Source organism: Parasynechococcus marenigrum WH 8102 (assembly GCF_000195975.1).
Classification (GTDB): domain Bacteria; phylum Cyanobacteriota; class Cyanobacteriia; order PCC-6307; family Cyanobiaceae; genus Parasynechococcus; species Parasynechococcus marisnigri.
This window is the reverse complement of record NC_005070.1, coordinates 1110792-1133756: the sequence shown is the minus strand read 5'-3', so window position 1 is coordinate 1133756 and position 22965 is coordinate 1110792. Positions and strand designations below refer to the sequence as shown.

Annotated in this window: 30 protein-coding genes; 13 read left to right on the top strand and 17 right to left on the bottom strand. The window is 58.0% G+C overall.

Annotated features, from left to right (window positions below; all coding sequences use genetic code 11):
- Positions 1 to 95: 95 nt before the first annotated feature.
- From TX72_RS05730 to TX72_RS14980, 4 genes are all read left to right on the top strand, one after another.
- Complete coding sequence (locus TX72_RS05730; RefSeq protein ID WP_042503429.1) at positions 96 to 320, top strand: hypothetical protein; 225 nt, start codon at positions 96 to 98, stop codon at positions 318 to 320.
- A 116-nt stretch (positions 321 to 436) separates the two neighbouring features.
- On the top strand, positions 437 to 631 hold the full coding sequence (locus TX72_RS05725; protein WP_011128006.1) for a hypothetical protein: 195 nt from the start codon (positions 437 to 439) through the stop codon (positions 629 to 631).
- 257 nt (positions 632 to 888) lie between these two features.
- Positions 889 to 1017, top strand: a complete 129-nt coding sequence (locus tag TX72_RS14840; protein WP_263969723.1) for a hypothetical protein — start codon at positions 889 to 891, stop codon at positions 1015 to 1017.
- A 1263-nt stretch (positions 1018 to 2280) separates the two neighbouring features.
- Positions 2281 to 2454 (top strand): hypothetical protein, encoded by a 174-nt coding sequence (locus tag TX72_RS14980; protein WP_158305727.1) that lies wholly within the window; start codon positions 2281 to 2283, stop codon positions 2452 to 2454.
- Positions 2455 to 2727: 273 nt separating this feature from the next.
- On the opposite strand, the gene TX72_RS14390 is transcribed toward TX72_RS14980, so the two are convergent.
- The 6 genes from TX72_RS14390 to TX72_RS13845 all read right to left on the bottom strand — a co-directional run bounded on the left by TX72_RS14390 (position 2728) and on the right by TX72_RS13845 (position 7624).
- Positions 2728 to 2874: a hypothetical protein gene (locus TX72_RS14390; protein ID WP_173358489.1), complete on the bottom strand. Its 147-nt coding sequence runs from the start codon at positions 2872 to 2874 to the stop codon at positions 2728 to 2730.
- 5 nt (positions 2875 to 2879) lie between these two features.
- Positions 2880 to 3029, bottom strand: a complete 150-nt coding sequence (locus TX72_RS14310) for a hypothetical protein (RefSeq protein ID WP_162467747.1) — start codon at positions 3027 to 3029, stop codon at positions 2880 to 2882.
- A gap of 2363 nt (positions 3030 to 5392) precedes the next feature.
- Complete coding sequence (locus TX72_RS13165; protein WP_071820839.1) at positions 5393 to 5560, bottom strand: DUF4278 domain-containing protein; 168 nt, start codon at positions 5558 to 5560, stop codon at positions 5393 to 5395.
- Positions 5561 to 5857: 297 nt separating this feature from the next.
- Complete coding sequence (locus TX72_RS14385; protein ID WP_173358488.1) at positions 5858 to 6034, bottom strand: hypothetical protein; 177 nt, start codon at positions 6032 to 6034, stop codon at positions 5858 to 5860.
- Positions 6035 to 6075: 41 nt separating this feature from the next.
- Complete coding sequence (locus TX72_RS05705) at positions 6076 to 6324, bottom strand: DUF3104 domain-containing protein (protein WP_011128003.1); 249 nt, start codon at positions 6322 to 6324, stop codon at positions 6076 to 6078.
- A 1105-nt stretch (positions 6325 to 7429) separates the two neighbouring features.
- Positions 7430 to 7624 (bottom strand): hypothetical protein, encoded by a 195-nt coding sequence (locus tag TX72_RS13845; protein WP_148228777.1) that lies wholly within the window; start codon positions 7622 to 7624, stop codon positions 7430 to 7432.
- A gap of 341 nt (positions 7625 to 7965) precedes the next feature.
- On the opposite strand from TX72_RS13845, the gene TX72_RS05700 reads away from it, so the two are divergent.
- The 3 genes from TX72_RS05700 (at position 7966) to TX72_RS05685 (ending at position 9428) form a co-directional block, all read left to right on the top strand.
- A complete protein-coding gene (locus TX72_RS05700) occupies positions 7966 to 8283 on the top strand; it encodes a DUF3303 domain-containing protein (RefSeq protein ID WP_011128002.1) in 318 nt (105 codons plus the stop codon).
- A 486-nt stretch (positions 8284 to 8769) separates the two neighbouring features.
- Complete coding sequence (locus tag TX72_RS05690) at positions 8770 to 9006, top strand: hypothetical protein (RefSeq protein ID WP_011128001.1); 237 nt, start codon at positions 8770 to 8772, stop codon at positions 9004 to 9006.
- Between the two features lie 2 nt (positions 9007 to 9008).
- Complete coding sequence (locus tag TX72_RS05685; protein WP_011128000.1) at positions 9009 to 9428, top strand: hypothetical protein; 420 nt, start codon at positions 9009 to 9011, stop codon at positions 9426 to 9428.
- Between the two features lie 13 nt (positions 9429 to 9441).
- On the opposite strand, the gene TX72_RS05680 is transcribed toward TX72_RS05685, so the two are convergent.
- From TX72_RS05680 to TX72_RS05665, 4 genes are all read right to left on the bottom strand, one after another.
- Complete coding sequence (locus tag TX72_RS05680) at positions 9442 to 9903, bottom strand: HIT family protein (RefSeq protein WP_042504285.1); 462 nt, start codon at positions 9901 to 9903, stop codon at positions 9442 to 9444.
- Between the two features lie 16 nt (positions 9904 to 9919).
- A complete protein-coding gene (locus TX72_RS05675; RefSeq protein WP_042503416.1) occupies positions 9920 to 10207 on the bottom strand; it encodes a hypothetical protein in 288 nt (95 codons plus the stop codon).
- Between the two features lie 68 nt (positions 10208 to 10275).
- Complete coding sequence (locus tag TX72_RS05670; RefSeq protein WP_011127997.1) at positions 10276 to 10971, bottom strand: SDR family NAD(P)-dependent oxidoreductase; 696 nt, start codon at positions 10969 to 10971, stop codon at positions 10276 to 10278.
- Entirely contained in the window at positions 10971 to 11540 is a 570-nt protein-coding gene (locus TX72_RS05665) for an LOG family protein (RefSeq protein ID WP_011127996.1), read from the bottom strand. Before TX72_RS05665 ends, TX72_RS05670 begins: the two co-directional genes overlap by 1 nt.
- Positions 11541 to 11614: 74 nt before the next feature.
- On the opposite strand from TX72_RS05665, the gene TX72_RS05660 reads away from it, so the two are divergent.
- The 3 genes from TX72_RS05660 to TX72_RS05650 are packed head-to-tail and all read left to right on the top strand — an operon-like array spanning position 11615 to position 14198.
- Positions 11615 to 12427: an SdiA-regulated domain-containing protein gene (locus TX72_RS05660; RefSeq protein ID WP_011127995.1), complete on the top strand. Its 813-nt coding sequence runs from the start codon at positions 11615 to 11617 to the stop codon at positions 12425 to 12427.
- Entirely contained in the window at positions 12420 to 13355 is a 936-nt protein-coding gene (locus TX72_RS05655; protein WP_011127994.1) for an SDR family NAD(P)-dependent oxidoreductase, read from the top strand. Before TX72_RS05660 ends, TX72_RS05655 begins: the two co-directional genes overlap by 8 nt.
- An 18-nt stretch (positions 13356 to 13373) precedes the next feature.
- On the top strand, positions 13374 to 14198 hold the full coding sequence (locus tag TX72_RS05650) for a DMT family transporter (protein ID WP_263969722.1): 825 nt from the start codon (positions 13374 to 13376) through the stop codon (positions 14196 to 14198).
- On the opposite strand, the gene cobW is transcribed toward TX72_RS05650, so the two are convergent.
- Both cobW and TX72_RS05640 read right to left on the bottom strand, forming a co-directional pair.
- Positions 14138 to 15274, bottom strand: coding sequence for a cobalamin biosynthesis protein CobW (cobW, locus tag TX72_RS05645; RefSeq protein WP_011127992.1), 1137 nt, complete (start codon positions 15272 to 15274; stop codon positions 14138 to 14140). The genes TX72_RS05650 and cobW overlap by 61 nt on opposite strands.
- Positions 15275 to 15279: 5 nt before the next feature.
- A complete protein-coding gene (locus TX72_RS05640; RefSeq protein WP_042503412.1) occupies positions 15280 to 15789 on the bottom strand; it encodes a pentapeptide repeat-containing protein in 510 nt (169 codons plus the stop codon).
- A 55-nt stretch (positions 15790 to 15844) separates the two neighbouring features.
- Here TX72_RS05640 and TX72_RS05635 point away from each other — a divergent pair, with 55 nt between their 5' ends.
- From TX72_RS05635 to ilvD, 3 genes are read left to right on the top strand one after another with little or no spacing between them, the layout of a single operon-like run.
- Positions 15845 to 16462, top strand: a complete 618-nt coding sequence (locus tag TX72_RS05635; RefSeq protein ID WP_011127990.1) for a uracil phosphoribosyltransferase — start codon at positions 15845 to 15847, stop codon at positions 16460 to 16462.
- Between the two features lie 24 nt (positions 16463 to 16486).
- Entirely contained in the window at positions 16487 to 16765 is a 279-nt protein-coding gene (locus TX72_RS05630; protein WP_011127989.1) for a hypothetical protein, read from the top strand.
- Positions 16766 to 16812: 47 nt separating this feature from the next.
- On the top strand, positions 16813 to 18486 hold the full coding sequence (ilvD, locus tag TX72_RS05625) for a dihydroxy-acid dehydratase (protein ID WP_011127988.1): 1674 nt from the start codon (positions 16813 to 16815) through the stop codon (positions 18484 to 18486).
- A gap of 1 nt (position 18487) precedes the next feature.
- Here ilvD and TX72_RS05620 read toward each other — a convergent pair whose 3' ends face one another.
- The 5 genes from TX72_RS05620 to TX72_RS05600 all read right to left on the bottom strand — a co-directional run bounded on the left by TX72_RS05620 (position 18488) and on the right by TX72_RS05600 (position 22936).
- On the bottom strand, positions 18488 to 18853 hold the full coding sequence (locus TX72_RS05620) for a DUF8659 family protein (protein ID WP_011127987.1): 366 nt from the start codon (positions 18851 to 18853) through the stop codon (positions 18488 to 18490).
- A gap of 4 nt (positions 18854 to 18857) precedes the next feature.
- Complete coding sequence (locus TX72_RS05615) at positions 18858 to 19418, bottom strand: CIA30 family protein (protein WP_011127986.1); 561 nt, start codon at positions 19416 to 19418, stop codon at positions 18858 to 18860.
- On the bottom strand, positions 19399 to 20112 hold the full coding sequence (pgl, locus tag TX72_RS05610) for a 6-phosphogluconolactonase (RefSeq protein ID WP_011127985.1): 714 nt from the start codon (positions 20110 to 20112) through the stop codon (positions 19399 to 19401). The genes TX72_RS05615 and pgl overlap by 20 nt, the downstream gene beginning before the upstream one ends.
- Before the next feature lie 11 nt (positions 20113 to 20123).
- Entirely contained in the window at positions 20124 to 21542 is a 1419-nt protein-coding gene (gene gnd, locus TX72_RS05605) for an NADP-dependent phosphogluconate dehydrogenase (protein WP_011127984.1), read from the bottom strand.
- A 98-nt stretch (positions 21543 to 21640) separates the two neighbouring features.
- Entirely contained in the window at positions 21641 to 22936 is a 1296-nt protein-coding gene (locus tag TX72_RS05600) for a glucose-1-phosphate adenylyltransferase (protein ID WP_011127983.1), read from the bottom strand.
- Between the last annotated feature and the right edge of the window lie 29 nt (positions 22937 to 22965).

The following is a 22965-nucleotide window of genomic DNA, read 5'->3' as shown; positions in this document are numbered from 1 at the left end:
GCCAACACCAGAGCAACTAGCTGAGCAGCTGCTGCAGTCGAAGCAAGAGGCCATCAACGGTCAGCAGGGCCGAGTGCCGATGCCGGTGGAGGTTCATGACGCATGAAGAAGCCGACCATCGACTAGCCGCTGGTTGGCACGTCGACCTTGAGGAGGCCGATGCGCTCTGCTCAGCCCAACGCAAGCGCTACATCCGCCAAGAACAGGAACGGCTGAACTATGCATTTCTGCATAGTTCCACTACGGGAAATCCCGTTTTGGGAGAGCGGTTGCGGCTCAACCAGCCTCAGGAGCCCAACCCATGGCCGACTGGGACGTAGGAGACCAAAGCGTTCAGCGGTTTTTCTTCGTGCTGAAGTTTTCCAGATGGTTCGTTCCAACACAGTCCACACCCCTAAAGGAGCTTTACAACTGACTTACAACTGAAGGAGGTGCCATGAGTCGATCAAGGTCATACAACCGCTTTCATCGTTATCTGGCTCGGCAGAAACGCCGTGGACTGCGCTCCGTCCTGCCGCAGTACCAGATGGAGTTCGAGTACTACGGAACGCCCATTGATCACAGCCAAGACATGCTCAACCGGCTGAAAGGACGTGAAATCGAGCTTGAGCTGCTGGAAGCTCAGGCCTGACTGACTAGATAGCTTCAGCACGCCACGTTGGTGCCCAGAGCTTGCATCTCCTCTTGAGGTGGTCGCCCTGGGCCAGCTGGCCTCAGAGCCTTCGGTGGAACGCCCAACGTGATCGACGTTTGATCGTTTTGTGTCGCCGATCGCGGTATGGACGTTTTTTCGCGAGAGTGCCACACGCGAATGGGCCGAGAGACCACGACGCGAGATCCAAATAAAGGTCCAGACCAATGAGCCGAAGAGGAATCCACCCCCTCCTGATGGGGCTTGATAAGCCTGCTCGCAAAACCGAGAAAAAGGAAACCGAGCTGACTGGTTATGAGTCAGCCCAACGCAAGCGTTTCCTTCGTGCCGAGGCAGATGATGACGAGGTCAGGGAGGCTGGCTGAACGACCGACGTGATCGACGTCTAACGGTTGGCCATAGCTGATGACCCACATCATCCGACCTTATGAGAAGTCAGTCGTGAAGTGTGATTTGGAGGATGAGCGTCCTGCTGTCGGTGTTGCCGATTACCAGATTCACAGGCCTTCACGGAAAATTTTCTGGAATCAAAAAATGACCAAAAGACGTGTTGCCGAACACGCTGCTTGACCCCATATTTGTTGGGCGCGGACATGGGGAGTTCTTCCACACGCGACGGCCTCAGTAGAGCGATCTGAGAGCTGGCAGAACCCCCTGTCTCCCGCGTGAGCGATCGCGGGGGACACCGTTCTGTGCAACGGAATGCTGAAAAGAGTCAGTGCATACGACGCATGGCTCCGTATCAGGAGGAGCTTGTGTGTGCAGACACCGCATCGCTCGGGAAGAGCAAGCTCTTCTCGCGGTCTCTGCAGTCCTTTCCTTGATCAGGTAGCTGGCTTGTAAGCACTGCCTGTAGAAGGGGCTGCCTGGAACGACATCGGCGACTGAGGCGGCCAAAAAGAAACCCCGGAGTGATCCCCGAGGTCATCAATCCTTTCGGCTGATCCCCATCACCCGGCCGGACCCGACAAAACTAGCCGCATTGGACTCATTTGTGCCACATCATTTGTGCCCTGTGGAACTCCTTAATTGTGTATTGAAGCTCTGACCAGTAATAGGTGGCACCATATGTGGGGCTGGTCAGTACTTGGCGGCTAAGCCATATTTAGGTTTCCCCCATCACCCAGCCCGTTGTGCGAGTCACACCGGGTTTTTTTGTGCCCTAAAGCACTAGGGATGGTGCCATGAGCGGCTTTTGCGAGCCCCAGGCAAGGTTTGGATCCACTGACCTTGTGGATAACTGAGTTCAAAAAGAAACCCCCGCCAAAGGCAGGGGCTCCGAAACCTCACGGGGTTGTGTCCTTGTTTCCAACCCGTTAGATTTTTCCTCACTTCCATAACCTACTTCTACCAACTGGCACTGTGCCAGTTTCGAGTAGACGCTTTGCCGCCTGTCCCGAAGAGCGCGCTTGCTTCATAGGCAAGCAATTTTCTTGCCTCGGAGAGGTTTGTCTCCAAGTGTCTCCAGTCTCAATAACTGGGAAGAAGATTTTCAAGGTGCCAGAGGGGCTTTGGCTGGTTTCACGGCTTACTCCCAAAGCAAGCGCCCTACCAAACTGCGCCACTCTCACGGACACAAAAGATTGATCTCAAGACGTAGGAGCCCAAAGCTTGCAGCGCTTTTTTAGGTGATCATCTTGCGCCAGCTGGCGTCGCCTGAGGTTGCAGGCCAGCAACGTGTGGCAGTGACGATCCACGCCATAGGCGAAGTGCTGGCATGTAATGCAAACGACACCACCCTTCCAGCCCTGCAGGTCGCGATCGTCAACAAAATCCCACTCCTCCATCGCCATGGCCGCTAGTACGCAAGTACTAGTACAGGAAGGTGGCTTTGTGCAACTACCGAGAACTACGGGCAGGGATGAGATCAATCTTCCGTGCAAGCACGAAAAAACACCTCAAAAGCAATGGCACCACTGACAGAGCAACTGCCTTCTAAGCAATCGGTCGATGATTCGGGCACATCAGGGTGTTTACGAAATCAACCCCCAGCAAAGGGGAAGGGCTGGCAGCTGCTGATCCCTACTCAAAGACCCTAAAAGGTAATCAGCGTCAGGCCCGACGTGTTCTAATCCTTAGCCGTCCAGCCTGGCCTGTCTCATCAGCTCGTAGTCAAATCCCATGACCTTGGTCAAAAACAAGTAGCCGCCCCAAGCGACGACATTGATGCTGATGGCCCAGATGAAGAGTCTTCGTCTGGCCTTATTGGTGCTGTCTTCCATGCCCCCTACTTATTGTTGAGGGAACGCCAGGCGACGTAGCTACCTCCGCCGAGCAGGGCCAGCGGTAAAAGCATCTTGCTGAAGGCAAGCAGGAGGAGGCCTCCACCACCGATGAGGCCGACCTTCTTGACCATTGCCTGACTCTCGTCAGTCATGGTGTCCCACTTGGGAAGAGCTATTGCTACACCGAACCTGTATAGGTTTTTTAGAGGGTTTTGACTTAGGTCGCCAGGTCGATCAAGACAGTAGTGGCTACGGCTAGCGGAGAGTCTTATCCCACTCAACCTAGAAGACCGCGGGAAGGGTCAGACGCCTCTCGGATACATCCGAAGCGTTCAAGATCCTCCAAAAACAGTGGTGGACCAGTACCAGAGAGAGCAGAGCGAAGCCATCAACCGAGCCCCAAACGCAAAGCTGTCGACAGTTGTCTTCAAATGTCTTCATCAACACCACGAATCAAATTTGGATTCAACATGATCTACTGGTCCGATTGGGTCAGGAAGATCACGTCGCGACAACCACGTAGCAAATCAAACAAATGAGTCGTAGAGGAATCCACCCACTTTTGATGGGTTTGGATAAGCCCGAGCCAGTTCCCAAGCCAAAGCCCAAACAAGCCGAGGAGAAGCAGCCAGACATGAGTGGCTATGAATCCGCTCAAAGGAAGCGTTTTCTACGCGCCGAGGCAGAAGAGGCTAAGCAAGAGGACGCTCAAGCAAGGCGCAGGCTGCTAAATCTGGAACGTCAATCATGATCGACGTTTAAGACCACAGACATGTTGATAGAAGTTTTGTTCTCGATAACGTCAGATCAATACAACTGAGGTCGACCGAGGTCCCGACACGATGAGTACCACCATTACCTCTAAGCGTCGTCTTTTAGTAGCTGTAGGAACTGCAACCGGCATTTTCTTGGCATCTTGCGGACCAAGCCAAGAGCAATGGAAGGATTATGGGCAGTGCGTGAGTGATACGAGCGACAAAGTCGAATGCGCTCGCGAACACGGTATCGACGAAAAGCTGATCAATTAGGTCACCCCCAACAACAGATCGAGGTGGGGCGCCCAATGTGATCGACGGCTGAAACCAGTGCTAAACGGTTCCAGGTGGGAGCAGGGAGGGCGTCTCGTCAGTAGTCCGTGATACCATTGAATAGAGTTTCACGGATGATTTTCCGGAAACTAAAACCTGTAGAAAAAGACACTGCCATCTCCCTCGCTTGCCCCCATATTTGGGGTCCATGCAGACAACGCTTGAACGCGTAACTGTCCAGGCAGCACCGGGAGAGCGACCCGGCAGCTGGCAGATAAAGCCTCCTTGGCACGAGCGATTACCAGGGAGAGCTTTCTGCGATCTTTAGATGTCTTAAAACACATGGAGTATTTGACTCAAAGGTATGTGCCGTTGCGAGCTTTGTTATACGTAATCGCATCGCTCGGGGCAAACATCGTTTTCCTCGCGGTTCCGTGGTCCCACATCATTGATTTGGTCAACGGCTGTGAGTCAGCCCAACAAATAGAAGGGGCTGCCTTGGGATACCCACTGGAGTTGGGCAGAGCGATCGACATGTAGTGCCCGATGGCGTTGCAGATATGAGTGATGAGGATTCAAATTTCTGAAAAGCCCTAACGCCGATACCGGTCAGGACTGAAAAACCAGACAGTCATTCTGGAAGTGAACCAGGCGAGCAAGACGCCCAGGGCTATTGAGACAATCGCCCCAACAAAAGCCACCAGAGACAATCTCGAGGAGCCGGGTTGTCTCAAAATGACGTGCTGATCAAGACTGAAGAGCAACCGTTAACGACCAGTCGCGTCTAGTTCGTCATTGTCTTTGGGAGCTTGAGCCAGGGGCTGAGGCTTGGAATCTGACTTTGATGCAAGAGAAGCCTCAAGATACTGCAGCTGTGCTTCACGCAGTGCAGTGGCGATGCTGAGAGTGCGGTCAGTCATGGATCGGCGTTTCCAAGGCGACAGGCGCAAGGCCAAGAGCCGTCGAAAGGGGGCCTACAAGCAGCTGATTGGTCGAAACATAAGCACTCGCGGGCTTATGGCTAGCAGTACAAATACCTACGGTCAGCACTTCCGAACCAGGACAGAGCGGCGACTGAGGCGGCCAAAAAGAAACCCCGGAGAGATCCCCGAGGCCTTCAATCCTTTCGGCTGATCCCCATCACCCGGCCGGACCCGACAAAACTAGCCGCATTGGACTCATTTGTGCCACATCATTTGTGCCCCGTGGAACTCCTTAATTGTGTATCGAAGTTCTGACCAGTAATGGGTGACACCATATGTGGGACTGGTCAGTACTTGGCGGCTAAGCCATATTTAGATTTCCCCCATCACCCAGCCCGTTGTGCAAGTCACACCGGGTTTTTTTGTGCCCTAGAGCACTAGGGATGGTGCCATGAGCGGCTTTTGCGAGCCCCAGGCAAAATTTTGATTCACTAACCCTGTGGGCAACGGATGTCAAAAAGAAACCCCCGCCGTAGCAGGGGCCATGTCCTTACGGTGCCTTGATTACTTGTTGTAGGTGGCGCCTCTATAAGTCAAGCTCTGATGAACGTTGCGAGCCACTTCTTCGCGGCAGGTGTTGTAGTGACCGCGGCGATAGGTCAGCTCAACGCAAGATTTGGGTGAGGCTTGTGGAGTCGTGTAAGGACGGCCTCTGTAAAGAAGAGCAGTCATCGGATAGTTCCTCAGATAATTCCAAGTCCCCGTTCCGTGGCTTGGAGTGTCTGCGCCCCCCGAAAGAGGGGTGAACGTTTTGTAGCTGTTGCTACAAGCTGACAATAGGTGTGCGATGGCAGGCGACGGCGTCCCTACACAAAAAGAAACCCCCGCCAAAGGCAGGGGTCCCGAAACCGCACGGGGTTGTGTCCTTGTTTCCAACCCGTGAGATTTTTTCCTCACTTTCGGATCATAAGCGTTCCAACTGTCACTGTGCCAGTTAGGCGAGGACAGCTTGTGGCTTGTCCTAAGCGATCAAGCCTCTACCCCAGGCTCCTCGCTCTTTTTCTGCTCAACCTGCTCGGGGGTTGCTTCGGCTGACTTGCTGTAAGAGCAGCCGCCAGCGTTAGCCAAATTGGCGAAGGCAGTCATGACCATGATCGCGATGATCACGGTGCCGCCAATGAAGGCGAAATTTGGGGACCGGTTCATGAGAAGTGGACTTAAGAGTCCGTGGACCCTATCCACTCAAATCAGACCCTGGGGACGATGTGAGTCACTAAGTCAGCGTTGATCCAGTTGATGACGCCTGTATCGACGTCAGCCACCTGAAACAACGTTGGAACCTTTGGGTTCCTGGCACCGCCATCGACCCAAATCACATCAGCCATCCGCCAGGCCCCATCCGTGTCAGTGACGATCACGGTCATGCCTGCTTTGACGTGCAGAAAGACGGGATCCGACTTTGGCGCTGCAACGGCGCTCGCATGATCAACCGACACATTCCTCTTCCCAATACACCAGTACTAGTACGGCTGGCGGCTCCGTGCAACCTTCGAGAAAAGCTCCAGCTGGATTTAGGGCACGTTTTAGAGCACTCACGATTTAGGGCACGCAAGAATCCAGTATTTACAATGGTTTAGTGATGAAAAAGTCTGGTCTTGAAAACCAGCGTGTCTTCACGGGTACCGTGGGTTCGAATCCCACCCTCTCCGTTAAAACAGAATGAAGCCTGTCCAGTTGGCGGCAGGACCTATCAATTTTTAGTTGATCGAGTCTTAATCGGCGGCTCCACATCATTGTTTGTGCATTGACCGCTGAATCTGTCCTGTTTTGCTTTGGCTGCATGACGAGTTCACCCATTTGAGGGAGACCCCTATCCAAATCAATCCCTCAGTCGTGGGATGCAGGCAAAATTAAAAACAGCAATGGTGAGTTTATCAGAAGTTATGAGCCTCTCAATACAAATGAGCAATAGACAAACCCACTGCCAACGCCCTGGAAGTGATTAACTGAATCTGACTAATTACGGGCACAGCTTATTTATTGAGGTCGATGATGTTTAAGCTTGAGTAATTTGCAGCACCAACAGGTTCTTGTGAAAATGTCATGCGATAAAACAAAACTAATACATCAAGAAAACGACTTCAAATCGAGTAATTTCGATATCGTATCTGAATTTTACGTACTACTTGGTAGATTTGACGCAATTTTTCCAATTTTCCAAGCTGCCTGGTAGAACAGCGGTTATCAGCAAGATCTGCACATGGTTCACTAAGGCCTATAGCGGATCAAGCGACATTAACTCGATACAAAAGCTTGCAAGAGGAGAATCTTTCTCTGCGTAAACCTTTCCCTAGCGGACTATTTTCAAACACCATGAGTGATAGTGGACTATGCCTTTTAGAGCAAAAATAGAAACAATACGATCCAGGTGGTACCAATGAAGAACAACTTGTCGGCACCCTTGTCGATATCGAAAAGCTCGTGCGGCTCTGGAATCATTGCTCACCAACAAAGCAGTAAGCCTAGTTGTTCAAACGTCTCAATGCTGGCTCGTGCAAACCCTGTTCCTCACCTTGCCTTCAGCTGGCTCAAGACTCCTGATCAAACAGGGCACTGGAAAATACTCAGCCGTTTGTCGTCGTCAGTGCTGAGCTCGCCTGTCTTGACGCAGCGCGCTTCAGAAGGTGGCACCCGCAGTCCAATATGCGTTGTGTAGTCCTGGGAACCACTGGCCCTAGCAATCAGCACAACAGCAAGGGCTGTTATGGACATCACCGCGACTAGCAACAACCGCATGCGAGAAGAAGATTGTTGCATCAATTCTGGCTGGAAATTCGTCCGACTGAGGGAGCACTGCTGGCAACGCACCCGATCAATCTATTTTTAACAAGAGCATCAATAGAGACGTGGAGCCGTCAAATCCAAGTCCAATCCGTCTTTCAAAAAAACAACTCACAATGATTCCCACAACAACTCAGTCACTCTGTCATTCATCAGACAGAGGGATCCGCAGAGCTCAGGCACAACTCTGATCGGATGGTCATCGAGAAATAATCGTACAACGCCCGAAAGGATGCAGAAGAGGACAAGAAACACAAGCGTTGATAGCACTTGATTGACCCTCGCTCACCCCGACAATGCAAATGTACCTAGCAGACTGCATCTTTCCTGATATTGAAAGCCAATTGGCTGCCTACAAAAGTTTCTGTGAGCTCTGGGACTCAGGCGAAATGGCTCAAGCCGATAACGCTGACGGATTTGAAATGCTCTTTCGCGTCCATGCTCCCGGCGCCGGTCGTGTGACCTTACTGTTTAAAGCTGAGAGCGACGCGCAGATCTTTGAGCACTTTGCGCCCTGGCGTGCTCAGTTTGGAATTGAGATGGAATTCACGCCGGTGATCGGCTGCCAGGACGTCGTTGATTACCACAAAAAGTTGTTTGCGAAAATGTCATGATCGCTACGGATGAGTTCAAGAAATCAAAGGTGATCCTGTGCTGGGAACACCTGTGATCGTCATACTTAAAATAAATTCTGCTCAATTACAGGCCTAAGAACTTGGCGGGAATGCCATCCAGGCTGTGGTTTCCAAGCATCTGAAACACAACGTTGACAAGCATGCCGCCGAGGTGAATCGCACCAACAAGAATTAGTCCACGCCAAAGCTTTTCGAATGTGGCTGGAGGTTGGTTGTTACTCCACGTCCCGGTCGGTGTGTTCATAGGGCCCATGTAATCCTGATCACAATGTCTGAACCAATAGGGCCGATCAACAATCTGTGATGCGTCTTCACAGCGAAAAGGATGGGGAGCAATCGATCAGAGCAATCGGAGAGACGCCCCGTTGCAACCGTTTAGCAACAGCAAATGCACTGCACAGCAACCCTGTAGTTGCCCTAGAGTTCCTTCAAGGCTACTCTTGAGCTGCTCGACAGGCCCTGGCCATGATCAAAGCGGCGACGCGGGAAAACCAGGTGAAGCTCACGGTCTCCGTGCCGCCAAGCCTGCATGTGTTGCTGCGCAGTTGGGCACTGTGCGAGGGCCGGGAACTTACCAGCGTCGTGTTGCAATGCGTGGAGCTTTCGATCCGGCAGCTGAAGAGCAACGGCTCCATCCCTTCGGCAGCGATTCGTGCTTACGAGGGAGCCTGCGACGAACGACTGGCCATTGGAGGTCTTTGACCATGACAAGCTCCATCGAGCTGTTTGAAAAGGCCCTGCAGGCCCCGACCATGGAAGCCGTGATCGCCCTGAGCGAACGGGTTCAGACCCTGGAAGCCAACCCGGAAGGCGTCGTTTACACCGCTTATCGAGCCATCGATCAGACCCTTCTGATCGGCTACACCGAAACCCTCTCAGCCTCCACAACCGAGCATCAGCAACGGGGCTTTGAGCTGATGGAAGCCCGGCGCGGCACCCGCCGGGAGGAGCGCCTGCTGCTGCTCACCCTCAAGGAAATCGGCATTCAGAGCAGTTACTGCGAGGGCTGCTTCGATGCCGAAACCTCCACGCTGGCCCATCTCCACCAGTTGGGTTGGCCGCTAGGACGATTGCGCAGCCTTCGTGTTTCCAAAAACACCCGCAAACGCTTTCAGCGTGGGTAGCCGCCAGGTCAAATCAGCAGATGGATCGTGATCCGCTGATGCAACGAGCCAGTTCCACCATCTCCTGCACCTGAGCTGCAGGAGATGCTTCTCGCTGGCAGGCCTGCACTGCCCGGTAATGATCTGCCACCAACCAGGCGCTAGTGGCTGGATCATCGGCGAATCGTGGGATCAGGTGGAGGTGCAGATGGGGAGCACCCTCACCAAAGGCGATGGCATAGACGCGATCACAGCCGGTGATCTGCTGCACCATCTGACTGGCATCGCGCACGGCTAGCCCCCATGATTCAGCCTCTCGGGGTTCGAAGGCCAACGGCCCACCGCAATGGCGAAGACTGTCCAACAGCAACCAGCCCGGAAGAGGAGCTGGATCCGGATGGTGGCGGAGCACCCACAGATCAGTACGGCTGATCTCATACCGCTCGCGACTCGGCGGATCCTGGTGCAAGTGGCAGATGCCGCAGGTTTCAGTCATCAAGGGCAGATCAGGATCAGCGCTTGGCCAAACCGCGGCCATTGCCGATCAGGCCGAGATCAATGATCACACCGATGGCCACCACCAGCATTCCGCTGAAGGACGACACGCCACCGAAGGCGGACGTGGCCCAGCAGAAACCATGGGTGGTGGTGGGCAGCAGCAGCAGACCAGCGATGGGCAGCACGGGATTCGGAACCGCCATGCCCGCGAACGGTTGCAGCACAAAGCTGCTGTTGAAGAGCCACATCAGCACCAGGATCAAGCGTGGCGCCAGCAATCCGAGTGCAGCGAACAGGCACATGGCCGAAGAATCTTCTGCCCGAGTGGTAACTCCGGTGACCGTTCTGGACAGCCACCCAAAGCCCGCCATCAAGTCTCAAGCGCACAGTTCACCGCGATTTCAAAGGGCACGGCTGCATCAGGGAGCTCCAGAAGACGTCCCATCAGGCAGGCGAGATCCCTTGGCTGCGTCATGGATTGCGCAGGTACGGAGCTCACCGACAGGGCCATGGCGGTGTTCACCCAGCTCGGGCAGATCGCCGTCACCCGGATGCCGTGATCAAAGCCTTCATTCCGCATGGACTGACATAACGCCATCAAGCCGAACTTGCTCAAGGGGTACCCCGCCATCCGACCTTTCACCCGTTTACCGCTCATTGAAACCATCACCTGGATCCGGCCGTTACCACAGGAGCGGAGATGCGGCCAGGCCGCTCGCGTCAACCACCAGGGCACCATCACGTTGACCTGCCACAGCTCCTCCAACTCCGCGTCCTGACCGTCCTCAAACAACAGTGGTGTGCGATGCAGAATCCCCGCGCAATGGATCAGCGCGTCCACACCCCCTGCCCAGGAACTTGCAGCATCCACCAAAGACGCAGCCTGCTCAGGTTGGCTGGCGTCGTAGGCGACTGGCAGCACATGAGCGTTGTCCAGCAGTGTTCCCTTCACGGCTTCCGGATCCCTCAGACCCAGGCAGAGACGATGCCCCTCTGCCAGAAAATGCTCGGCCACCGACCGGCCGATACCGCGGCTGGCACCGGTGATCAGAACCGTGCGTGACATCAGGGGTGTTGCAACAGCTCATCCAGGAGCCGCTCCGGGTCCTGATGCACCTTCAGCAGCCCGCGGTGCTCCTCAGCCACGAAACCATCGGCCACCGCTCCATCCAGGAACTGGAGAAGATGGTCGTAGTAGCCGGACACATTGAGCAAGGCACAGGGTTTGCCGTGAAAGCGCAGCTGCAACCAGGTGAGTGCTTCAAACAACTCCTCCAGGGTTCCAAGCCCCCCCGGCAGCGCGACCGTGGCATCTGCCAATTCGATCATGCGCGCCTTGCGGACATGCATGTCGGCAACGACCTCCAGGCGCGTGAGCTGATGGTGAGCAACCTCGGCATCCATCAACGCTTCGGGGATCACGCCGATCACCTCCCCATCAGCAGCCAGCACTGCATCGGCGATCGTGCCCATCAGACCAATCTGGGCGGCGCCATACACCAACCCCACACCGCGACGGGCCATGGCGCGGCCCAATGCCGTGGCGACCTGACCATGCTCCGGCGCGTGGCCAGATCTGGATCCGCAGTAGACCGCGAGGCGTCGCATCGCTTGCCCGTGCCAGAAGCCTTTCATTCTCGACCCTGGTGCTCCAGCAGACCCCACCAGAGCCCACGCCCTGAAATCCTTGGACCAGCGAGGGCACTGCCATGACCGACGCCACACTCAGCCTCAGCCTGATCAGCGAACACCGAATTCTCGACAAGGCGGCTGGACTGAACGAACCCTCCGGCCTGACCCTGAACCACGACGGCAGCGCCCTTTACACCGTCAGTGATGACACCAAGGCGGTGTTCCGTCTGGATCTGAAGGGTCGCCTGTCTATCACCGAGTCCTTTTTCATCGGCATCGACGATCTGGAAGGGATTGCCATCAATGGCGATGGCAGCCGACTCCATGCCGTTCAGGAAGAGACCAACGCGCTGATCACCATCGACATCGCCACACGGCGCGAACTCAGCCGTCGTCCCTTGGCGGCCATGACCAACTACGAGAGCATTCAGCGCTTCTTCCCCGATCCACCGGACAACAAAGGGCTGGAAGGGATCACCGTGAACACCCGCACAGGGCATCTGTTTGTGGTGAAGGAAGGGCGCCCAGGGCTGCTGATCGAGCTTGATGCGGAAGGCAACAGCATCCTCCAGGCCCGACTGCTCAACGCCACCAATGGCTTTGTGCACCCAACCGTGGGTCCGGACAACCTCGATTTCTCAGGCCTCAGCTACGACGCCGAACGCAACACGATCTGGATCACCAGTGACAAAGGACAGTGCCTGAACCACTACGACTGGGAACAGGATCAGGTGCTGCAGCGCCTCGATCTGGTGATCGAAGCCGACAACAAGCCCAAACGGATCCGCAAGTCGGAAGGTGTGGCGATCGACCCTGCCCGCAATCGCCTGTACGTGGTGAGCGAGCGGGACGGGAGGCTGTACGTCTTCAAGATCCACACCAATGGCTGATCTACAGCACTGGCTGATCACCGGAGCCAGCAGCGGTATCGGCCGTCTCGCCGCCGAACGGCTGCAACAGCAGGGGCACCGGCTCACCGTGATCTGCCGCAGTCAGCAGCGAGCTGATCAGACCCTCGGCTGGCTGACGGGAGAAAGCCGCGTGCTGCTGGCGGATCTGGCCGACCTTGATCAGGTTCAAGCCATCGGACATGCGCTTCTTGAAAAGGATGAAGCCCTGGATGGCCTGCTGCTCAACGCCGGTTTGCAATACGCCGGCCATCGGCAGGTGCGCTGGAGTGCCCAGGGTCTGGAACTCACCATCGCCGTCAACCATCTGGCGCATCAGCGGCTGGTGATGGATCTGCTGCCACTGCTGCTGCGATCCCATGCTCCAAGGCTGGTCATCACAGCGTCGGAGGTGCACAACCCGGCCAGTGGCGGCGGACGGGTGGGACGCCCCGCCGGCCTCGGCGATCTCTCCGGACTGAAGAAGCATTCAGAGATGGTGAACGGTGAACGGCCCTTTGATGCGGACAAGGCCTACAAGGACAGCAAGCTCTGCAACCTGTTGATGGGCAGGCATCTGGCAGAGCGGCATCCGCAGTTGCCCGTGATCTGCTGGAGTCCCGGCCTGGTGATTCCGCGGGGTCGTGATGGTTTCTTCCGCAACAGCCGCGAGGCCAACCCCCTGGGCCAGGCGTTGTTTGGCTTCGTGGCACGTGATCTGTTACGACTCACCGAACATCCCCAGCGGGCAGCTGAACTGTTGGAGCGGTTGGTGCTGGATCCCGCCATGCCATCGGGATTCAGCTACTGGAGCAACACGCTGCTTGCTCCTGGGCGTCATCGGTTCGAACGCGCCGAAACCTCGGCAGAAGCCGCCGATGAGGCCAAGGCAGCGCGGCTCTGGCAGGTGAGTGAACAGCTTGTTGTTTAGATGCCAATGATCGGCGTGATGGCTGCACTCGCTGCAGCCCTGGCCTGGACAACCGCCAGCGGCATGTGGCGGTCGTTGTCGGATCAGGGTTCCGCCCTGCAGCTCAATGCCCTGAAAAACGGACTGGCGACTCTGTTGTTCCTGCCTGTGCTGGCGCTGCTGCCATGGCAGGACAACGCTGCAGCCATCGCCATGTTGTTGCTCAGCGGCGGCGTGGGCATCGCCGCCGGTGACAGCTTCTATCTCGCCGCCCTGCGAAGGCTGGGTACCCGCCGAACCCTCACGCTGGAAGCGGTGGGTCCGGTGTTGGCCAGCCTCGGCAGCGTGATGCTGATGGGGGAGCGACTCGGCGCAAGGGCCTGGGTGGGTGCTCTGTTGGTGGCGGGAGCCGTGGTGCTTGTGGCGGACAGCGACGTGCCGCTGCACAGGGATCGTCAGGGCCTTGCCTTGGGTCTGATGGCGGTGCTCTGCGGCCTGAGTGGCGCCTTTCTGGCGAGACAGGTGCTGATCAGCAGCGACCTGACGCCGCTCCAGACCGCTGCGGTCAGGCTGCTGGGGGGTTGGCTGGCTCTGTTGCCACTCGTTCGTGCCAGAGGGTCGCACCTCAGCATTCGATCCGGTCTAACGCTGCGGATTGTGCTGGCCACCGGCCTGGGCACCAATCTGGGCATCGCCCTGCAGCAATTGGTATTTCAAACCATGCCCGTCGGCCCTGGCGTCACGCTGATGAGCACGGCGCCAGTGATGGCACTAATCGCAGGCCGATTCGAAGGGGATCCAATTCAGCCCCGTGGGGTCCTGGCTGCGGTGCTGGCGGTGGCCGGGGTGGCCTGCAGCGTCTGAAGCGCCTGCTCGATCGTTGCGGTGGCTGACTCCTGCAGAGACAGCACCACCAGATCCACGCCCGCTCCACTGCCGGGTCGCCAAGCTGCAGTCGGAGCAGCCTCGAACCAGCTGTTGAGCCGTGGGCCCACCATCTGCAGCTGCAAAGGCAGGGTCTTGCCCGGCAGCCAGACGCGTCCTTTCAGCCGCAGCACCTGAAACTCACTCACCACTCGGGGCAGCAGTTGTTCGAGAGCAGCCCGATCAAATTCCCCCTCCAGACGAAGACCGCCACTCACCATCGCGACATGGCTGTGATCGTGATGATCGTGGTCATGGTCATGGCCGTGATGGTCGTGGTCGTAGTGGTGGTGGTCGTCGTGGTTGTGATGGTCGGTTGGCTCGCCGGCGTGATGCTCCAAACCGAGCACCACCGAGGTGTCCACGGCGCCATGGGCCACTGGGAGTAGTGCCGTGCCCGGCCTGGTCTTTTCTTTCAGGTTGGTTTGCAGCGCATCCAGCTGCGATGGCGACAGCCGATCGGCACGGCTGAGCAGAACGAGATCCGCGGCCTGAAGCTGATCACGGAACAACTCATCGATCGCAGTGATGTGATCAAGGCTGGGATCATCCCGACGCTGCTGCTCCAGTGCCTCCCGATCCGCAACGGGGCTACCTGTGGCCAGGGCTTCACCGTCCACCAGAGTCACTACACCGTTCACGTGCACACGGCTGCGAATGGCCGGCCAGTCCAGGGCCTGCAGCAACGGACGCGGCAACGCCAGACCACTGGTCTCCACAACGATTCCATCCAGCTGATCCGCCCGCTCCAGCAGCTGTTCCATCGTCGGAAGGAAGTCGTCCTGCACCGTGCAACACAGGCAGCCGTTGTTGAGCTCCACGAGACGGCCGTCTACCTCATCGTCGGGGCAGAAACCGCAACTGCGAATCAGATCCCCATCCAGTCCGACACTGCCGAATTCATTGACCATCACGGCCAGACGCTGACCACTGCGCGTGAGCAGATGGCGCAGAACGGTTGTTTTACCGGCACCAAGGAAACCGGTGATCACGGTGACCGGTAGACGTCGACTCATGGAACTCAGGGGCGACAGCCCAGGCTCTCACGGGTCGATACACCACTCACGGGGTGCTCCCCGGCGGCCGTTGCGCAAAGCAACTTCTGCTGGGGGAGATCCAAGACCGCATCGGTGAAGTCAGCACCCTCAATGCGGGCATCGGCGAAGCGGCTCTGCATCAGCATCGCGTTGGTGAACGTTGCACCTCTTAGGTCAGCACCGTCGAATCGACTGGCAAACCCCACCACGTTGGACAGGTCGGCACCACGCAGATCCGCACCCTGAAGCTGGGAAGTGTTGATCACGGCCCCACGTAGATCGGTATCGCTGAGGTTGACCTCACGTAGATCAGCCTTGAGGAACTCTTTCTCCTTGAGATCAAGGCCGTGCATGTCAGCCGTGATTTCCTGCACCGCACGCTGTCCCCGCAGTTCAGGGGCCGTGATCGCCTGGGCAGAGTTGGTCCAAAGCAAGGTGCTGACCACCACCAGGATCGCCGCCACCAGGGAGACAGGACGGAGAAGGGCGCGCATGGGACCAGTAATTTGAGCGCTCACGTTATGGCAACTGCCGGCGGAGCGACGCGAGATGGCCATGAGTCTGCGGGTGGTGGTGCCACCTCATCCTTTGATCGGCCACTGGCTGGCGATGCTCCGCCATCGGGAGACACCGTCAGCCCTCTACGCAACGGCCATGCAGGAACTGGGCCGCTGGCTCACCTACGAAGCCCTGAGGGACTGGTTGCCGCATCGCCAGGAACGCATCCCAACGGAACAAGGTGAGGCTGAGTCCACGGTGGTGGAAGCGGGCATCCCTCTGCTGGCCCTGCCGATCCTGCCCGCAGGCCTGGAACTTTGGCAGGGAGGTCGCCATGTGCTTCCTGATGCCGCTCTCTGTCTTGATGGCGTCCCGAACGACATCGCGGCCAACACCGGCGTGATTCTGTTCGTCGACCAGATCAGTGATGGAGAGGGTCTGCTGAAGGCCATGCAAGAGCTGCAGAAGCAGGGGGTAGACGGGCGGCGGATCCGTCTGATCACGGCGCTTTGCGCCAGCCCTGGTCTGAAGCTGCTGGGGGAGGCCGTCCCGGATCTGACGCTGCACACCGCCTGCATCGATGAAAGCCTGAACACTGACGGAGCCATCGTTCCCGGCATCGGTGATCCAGTGCAACGGCTGCGGTTCAGGTCCGCAGGCCGCGACTAGATTTCAATGCAGGAGGTTGAGTGAATGGGACATCAGCACGAGACCGGCTCAGGCACCCTCACCACCCTGGTGGCAGGCGCCGTGATCGGAGCCGCCGGATTGGCCTGGTGGCTGTTGAATGAAGCGGAACGACGCAGCCGGATCAGTCGGCAGCGGTCGATGCTGCATGCCCCGCGGATGCAGGACGGCTCCGAGGTGCTCGAGCCTGATGAAAACAGACTGCTGGAACAGCGGGTTGAGAAGCTCAACGCAGAGATCGCCCGGGTACGTGCCCAGCTGGAACGCCTGGGATCGGAGGACTGAGCGCTCGGTAGGTTGGCCGGATCGTCACAGGTCCAGAGCTCCGGCCCATGCTTCGTTCCGACGCCGTCACAAAGGGGATCCAGCGTTCCCCCAACCGCGCCATGCTCCGTGCGGTGGGATTCGGAGATGAGGACTTCGGCAAGCCGATTCTCGGGATCGCCAACGGCTACAGCACGATCACACCCTGCAATGTCGGGTTGAACGACCTGTCCCGGCGCGCTGAAGAGGCTGCCCGTCAGGCCGGCGGCATGCCACAGATGTTCGGAACCATCACGGTGAGTGATGGCATCTCCATGGGCACCGAAGGGATGAAGTACTCCCTGGTAAGCCGTGAGGTGATCGCCGATGCGATTGAAACCGCCTGCAATGGCCAGAGCATGGATGGCGTGCTGGCGGTGGGCGGCTGCGACAAGAACATGCCCGGCGCCATGTTGGCCATGGCGCGGATGAACATTCCGGCTGTGTTCGTTTACGGCGGCACGATCAAGCCGGGGAAACTCGGCGGCTGTGATCTCACCGTGGTCAGCGCCTTTGAGGCAGTTGGTCAGCTCACCAGCGGCAACATCGACGAAGACCAGCTCACCGCTGTCGAAAAGAACGCTTGCCCAGGAGCCGGCAGCTGCGGCGGCATGTTCACCGCCAACACGATGAGTGCAGCCATCGAAACGATGGGGTTGAGCCTGCCCTACAGCTCAACGATGGCGGCAGAAGACGAAGAGAAGGCCGACAATGCCGCTCGTTCAGCAGAGGTGTTGTTGGACGCGGTGAAGGCCAACATTCGACCCTTGGATCTGCTCACCAACGATGCATTCGAGAACGCCATCAGCGTGATCATGGCGGTGGGTGGATCCACCAACGCCGTGCTGCACCTGCTGGCGATCGCCCGTACGGCTGGGGTCTCCCTCAGCATCGACGACTTCGAGCGGATCCGTCAGCGCGTGCCGGTGATCTGTGACCTCAAGCCGAGCGGCCGCTACGTGACGGTGGATCTCCACAACGCTGGCGGTATCCCCCAGGTGATGAGACTGCTGCTCGATGCCGGGCTGCTGCATGGCGATTGCCGCACCGTTGAGGGCAAAAGCCTGCGTGAGGTGCTGGCGGATGTGCCCTCCGTGCCACCGGCCGATCAAGACGTGATCCGTCCACTGAGCAATCCCCTTTACGGCAAAGGCCACCTGGCCATCCTCAAGGGCAACCTGGCCAGTGAGGGCAGTGTGGCCAAGATCAGCGGCGTCAAGACACCAGTGCTCACCGGCCCCGCCCGGGTATTTGAGAGCGAGGAAGACTGCCTCGCCGCCATCCTGGATCAACGGATCAAGGCCGGCGATGTGGTGGTGGTGCGCAATGAGGGGCCCGTGGGAGGTCCGGGCATGCGCGAAATGCTGGCCCCTACCTCCGCCATCGTCGGGCAAGGCCTGGGAGACAGGGTGGCTCTGATCACCGATGGCCGCTTCAGCGGCGGCACCTATGGCCTGGTGGTCGGTCACGTTGCCCCCGAAGCCGCTGTCGGCGGAACCATCGGCCTGGTGCAGGGAGGCGACAGCATCACCGTGGATGCCGACCAGTTGCTGCTGCAACTCAACGTGGATGAGGCGGAACTCACGCGACGCCGGGCAGCCTGGAGCAAGCCGGAACCCCGTTATCGCACTGGGATTCTGGGCAAGTACGCCCGTCTGGTGTCCAGTTCAAGCCGTGGAGCGGTCACCGACCAGCCCGACTGAGTCAGTCGTGATGCAAAAGGGACCGCAGCCGCCGTCCCAGTGCCTCCAGCGGCGCAGCATCCTCAGGTGCTGCAGTGCGTTGGCCTAAGGATCCATCCATCCAGACGGGATGACGGCCATGCCAGAGCATCGGCCGTTCAGGCTGATCTGACCAGCTGAGCATCAGGTTGATCTCCCGCCCGCTGCGATAGATCTCCAGATCTAGGTCGTGCTGGGGGTGACGGATGCCGTCGACGTCGCGGCACTCGATGCGCACATTGAGGTCATCCAGCTGCGACGGCGCTGAGGGATCGATCGACACCACCGCATGACTCAAGGGTTTGCGGCAGACATCCGCCGCCTTGGCAATGAGAACCAACAGATCCATGAACTCAGGGCAGGGCTCGGATCGAGCGGATCAGCAGGCGGATCATGCCGGCTCGAAATCCCGGATTGAGTTCGCCGGCATCACCAAATTTGGAGTGCAGCACCTGAATCCGGGTGACTCCTACCGAATCAAACCGCAGCGGTAATCCGACGGGCTTGGCGCGGACAGTGGGGCGCAGATCCGCAAAGGGAATGCGCACACGGGTGACTCCCTCAGCCTGGGTGGGCACATCGATCACCCAGCGCAGACCTCCGGGAATCAATTCGGTGAGCCCAAGGGCACCATCACGGCAGCCCAGAGCGATCTTGAGCGTTCGACCCTCCCCCTCCACCTCCAGCTGCAGAGCAGAAAACGGTGAGAGATCCAGAGGGGGCTGCAAACGCGGTGATCGGCAGCTGACGAAGCCACCACCGGCCTCGATCAACTCCCCCTCCAACAACAGGCCCTCTGGGGTGACGCGGCAGCCGGCACGGCTGCTTCCCCCCATGATCGTGTCGTTGAGACTGGTCCAGTCAGCGAAACCGCTGCCCTGGACGATGATCTGCTCAGAGGCTGGCGGTTGCATCCTGATCGGCAAGGATCAGAACATCACTAGCAGGCTGCACCAGGCGGGCGGGGGTGCGTTCGGAGGATTCAGAGGGATCCACCAGCCGCCTCAGGGCCTCCTGCTTGCCCGCTCCACTTACCAGAAAGATCACCTGCCGGGCAGCACTCAGCACCGGCGCCGTGAGTGTGATGCGGTCCAAACCCTTCCCCCGGCCAACTGTCGCCCAGCGATCCGTGATCGTTGGTGCTTCGGTTCCCGGAAACAGCGAGGCGGTGTGACCATCATCGCCAAGTCCGAGCAGCATCAGATCAAACACTGGCGGCTCCCCGGGACAGTGTTGAGCAACAAGGTCGCCAAAAGCCGCTGCGCTGGACTCGGCATCCGCCAACTCCACGGTGGGAACGGCGTGGAAACGGGCGGCTCGTCCAGGCCCATCCGCCAGCAGGGTGCGACGCAGCATTCGGGCATTGCTGGAGTCATCATCGGCAGCGACCCAGCGTTCATCACCGAGGAACACATCGACACGGTCCCAGGGAAGATGGTCCTGACCAAGAAAGGAATAGGCCCTGGCAGGGGTACTGCCACCGGAGAGTGCGATGCTGCAGCAATCGCTTTGATCAAGCACCAGGCTGATCTGGGCTGCAATGGTGTCCGATGCCATGCGGGCAAGCGACTCAGCATCACTTGCCCGCTCGATGCGGTAGTAGGTCATCAGCGTTGCGCTCAGCCGAGCCACTCGGTGTGGAAGGCGCCCTCTTTGTCCACCCTCTGGTACGTGTGGGACCCGAAGCAGTCGCGCATGGCCTGCACCAGGTTCTGAGGAAGGCGACCGGTGCGGTAGCTGTTGATGTAGTCCAGGGTGCTGCTGAAGCAGGGCACGGGAATGCCGGATTCAGCGGCGCCGGCCACCACCTTGGCCAAACCGGGCAGACGCCGGTTGATCTGATCGGCAAACCAGGGATCCAACATCAGGTTGGTCAGATCAGGATTGGCAGCGAAGGCATCCTGAATCCGCTGGAGCAGGCGGGCACGGATGATGCAGCCGCCTTTCCAGATCTGGGCGATGGAGGGCATCTGCAAGCTGTAGTCCAGATCCCGGGAGGCGATGCGCAGCAGTTCCATGCCCTGGGCATAGCTGGCGATGCAGCTGAGCACCGTGGCATCCATCAGGGGAGCCATGGCGTCGTCGGGGGTGCCGAGGTCGAAATCCTTGATGACTGGTCCTTTGAGGATGGATTCGGCTGCCACCCGCTCAGGCTTGAGGGAACTCATCACCCGACCATTGAGTGATGCGTAGATGGTGGGAACGGATGCACCCATCTGCAGGGCGGTGACCACGGTCCACAGACCGGTGCCCTTCTGGCCAGCCTGATCCATGATTTTCTCGACGAGATCTGCGCCGTCTTCAGGATCCTTCGTGCGCAGGCAAACCTCTGTAATCTCCACCAGATAGGAGGAGAGCTCCTCAGTGGCATTCCACTGGGCAAGCACATCGGCCATCTGCTCCCCGTTCATGCCCTTGACCCGCTTCATCAGGTCATAGCCCTCCGCCAGGATCTGCTCGATGCCGTACTCAATGCCGTTGTGGACGGTCTTCACAAGGTGGCCAGATCCACCGGGACCGATGTAAGTGACGCAGGGGCCGTCATCCACCTGAGCCGCCATCTTGTTCACCAGGCTCTCAATGGCGTCGTAGGAGGCTTTGGTGCCGCCGGGCATCATGCTGGGGCCCTCCAGAGCCCCCTTAGCACCACCGGACACACCCATGCCGATGAAGCCGAAGCTCTTGCTCTCGAGCTCCTTCACCCGGCGCTCGGTGTCGTGATAATCCGAGTTGCCACCATCGATTAGCAGATCGCCTTCCTCGAGATATGGGGAGATCTGGTCAACGACAGCATCCACAGCTGGACCTGCCTTGACCATCATCAGGATCCGGCGAGGACGTTCCAGCTTGCCAACGAAATCCTGCAGATCCGTCGCCCCCTGAATGTTCCGCCCTTGACCGCGACCGTTGAGGAACTCCTCAGTCTTGGCGTAGGTGCGGTTGTAGACAACGCTCGAGAACCCATTGCGCTCGGCATTGAGGACGAGGTTCTCCCCCATCACGCCGAGACCGATTAAACCGAAGTGCGACTGGGACATGGCCTTTGGGACCACTGACGACTGACGTCAGTGTGAGCAGCAAAGCCAGATCCGGCTGTATTTCCGACAGCTTCTGTCAGGAATGAGGGATGGATCCCTCAGATCACAGTTCCGTCCTGGATGGTGGCGTTCTTGACAACAACAACAATGCCATTACGAATATAGAAGCCCTGATCGGAACGATCAGCTTCCTCGACGTGATCCTTGTTGACGATGGTGACGTTGGATCCGATGCGAGCGTTTTTATCGAGGATGGCGCGCTTCACAGTCGTACCTTGGCCCACCCCGACCGGAATACCACCACGCTCGCGAAGCACGGCACGCTCATCACTGGATTCAAAGAAGTCAGCGCCCATCACCAAGGTGTCTTGCAGCACCACATCGGTTTCAATGCGACTGCGAACACCCAAAACGCAGTGATGAATGCTGCATGACTTCAAAATTGAGCCTTCGCCAACGATCGAATTGGTGATCTGAGCATCAACCAGTTTGCTCGGGGGTAAATAGCGGGGACGAGTGTAGATCGGGAACTTCTCGTCGTAGAAGCTGAAGGGGGGTGTGGGTTGCTGGGTGAGCGCCAGGTTGGCCTCGTAGAACGCTCCGATCGTTCCGATATCTTCCCAATAATCGTCAAAGACATAGCTCTTCAGCTTGTCGCCACGCTTGAGGGCCTCAGGAATGACTTCCTTGCCGAAGTCCTTATAACCAGGATTGGAATCGAGCAGGTCGAACAGAGTGTCTCTGCTGAAGACATAAATCCCCATCGACGCCAGGTAGGGACGCTCCTTGGCCGAATTCGCACTGAGTCCAAATCGGCTGGTGTCAACCGCCATCTCAAGCAAAGAATCACCCTTGGGCTTTTCGCGGAACTCCTTGATGTCTCCGTCACCATCCGTGCGCATCAAGCCGAACGCCTCGGCCTGTTTCGGGTCCACAGGAAGGGCTGCAACGGTGAGGTCAGCACCAGTGCTGCGGTGATGTTCAACGAACAGGCTGTAATCCATCCGGTACAGCTGGTCACCGGACAGGATCAGGTATTCATCGACATCCCATTCCTGGAACAGCCACTGGTACTTCCGCACAGCGTCGGCAGTGCCTTCAAACCAGGATGGACTGTCAGGCGTCTGCTGGGCAGCAAGCACCTCGACGAATCCCTGACCGAAGGATGCGCTCAGGTTGAACGTCTGGCTGAGGTGACGATTGAGAGACGCACTGTTGAACTGCGTCATCACGTACATCTTGTTGATGTTCGAGTTGATGCAGTTGCTGATGGGGATATCAATCAGTCGATACTTACCGGCCAAGGGGACGGCCGGCTTGGCGCGCATCTTGGTGAGCGGGTAGAGACGAGTCCCGGCACCGCCGCCGAGAATGATGGCCAAAACCCGCTTCATGCCGTAACCCCAGATCGGTGTTGCCGCAA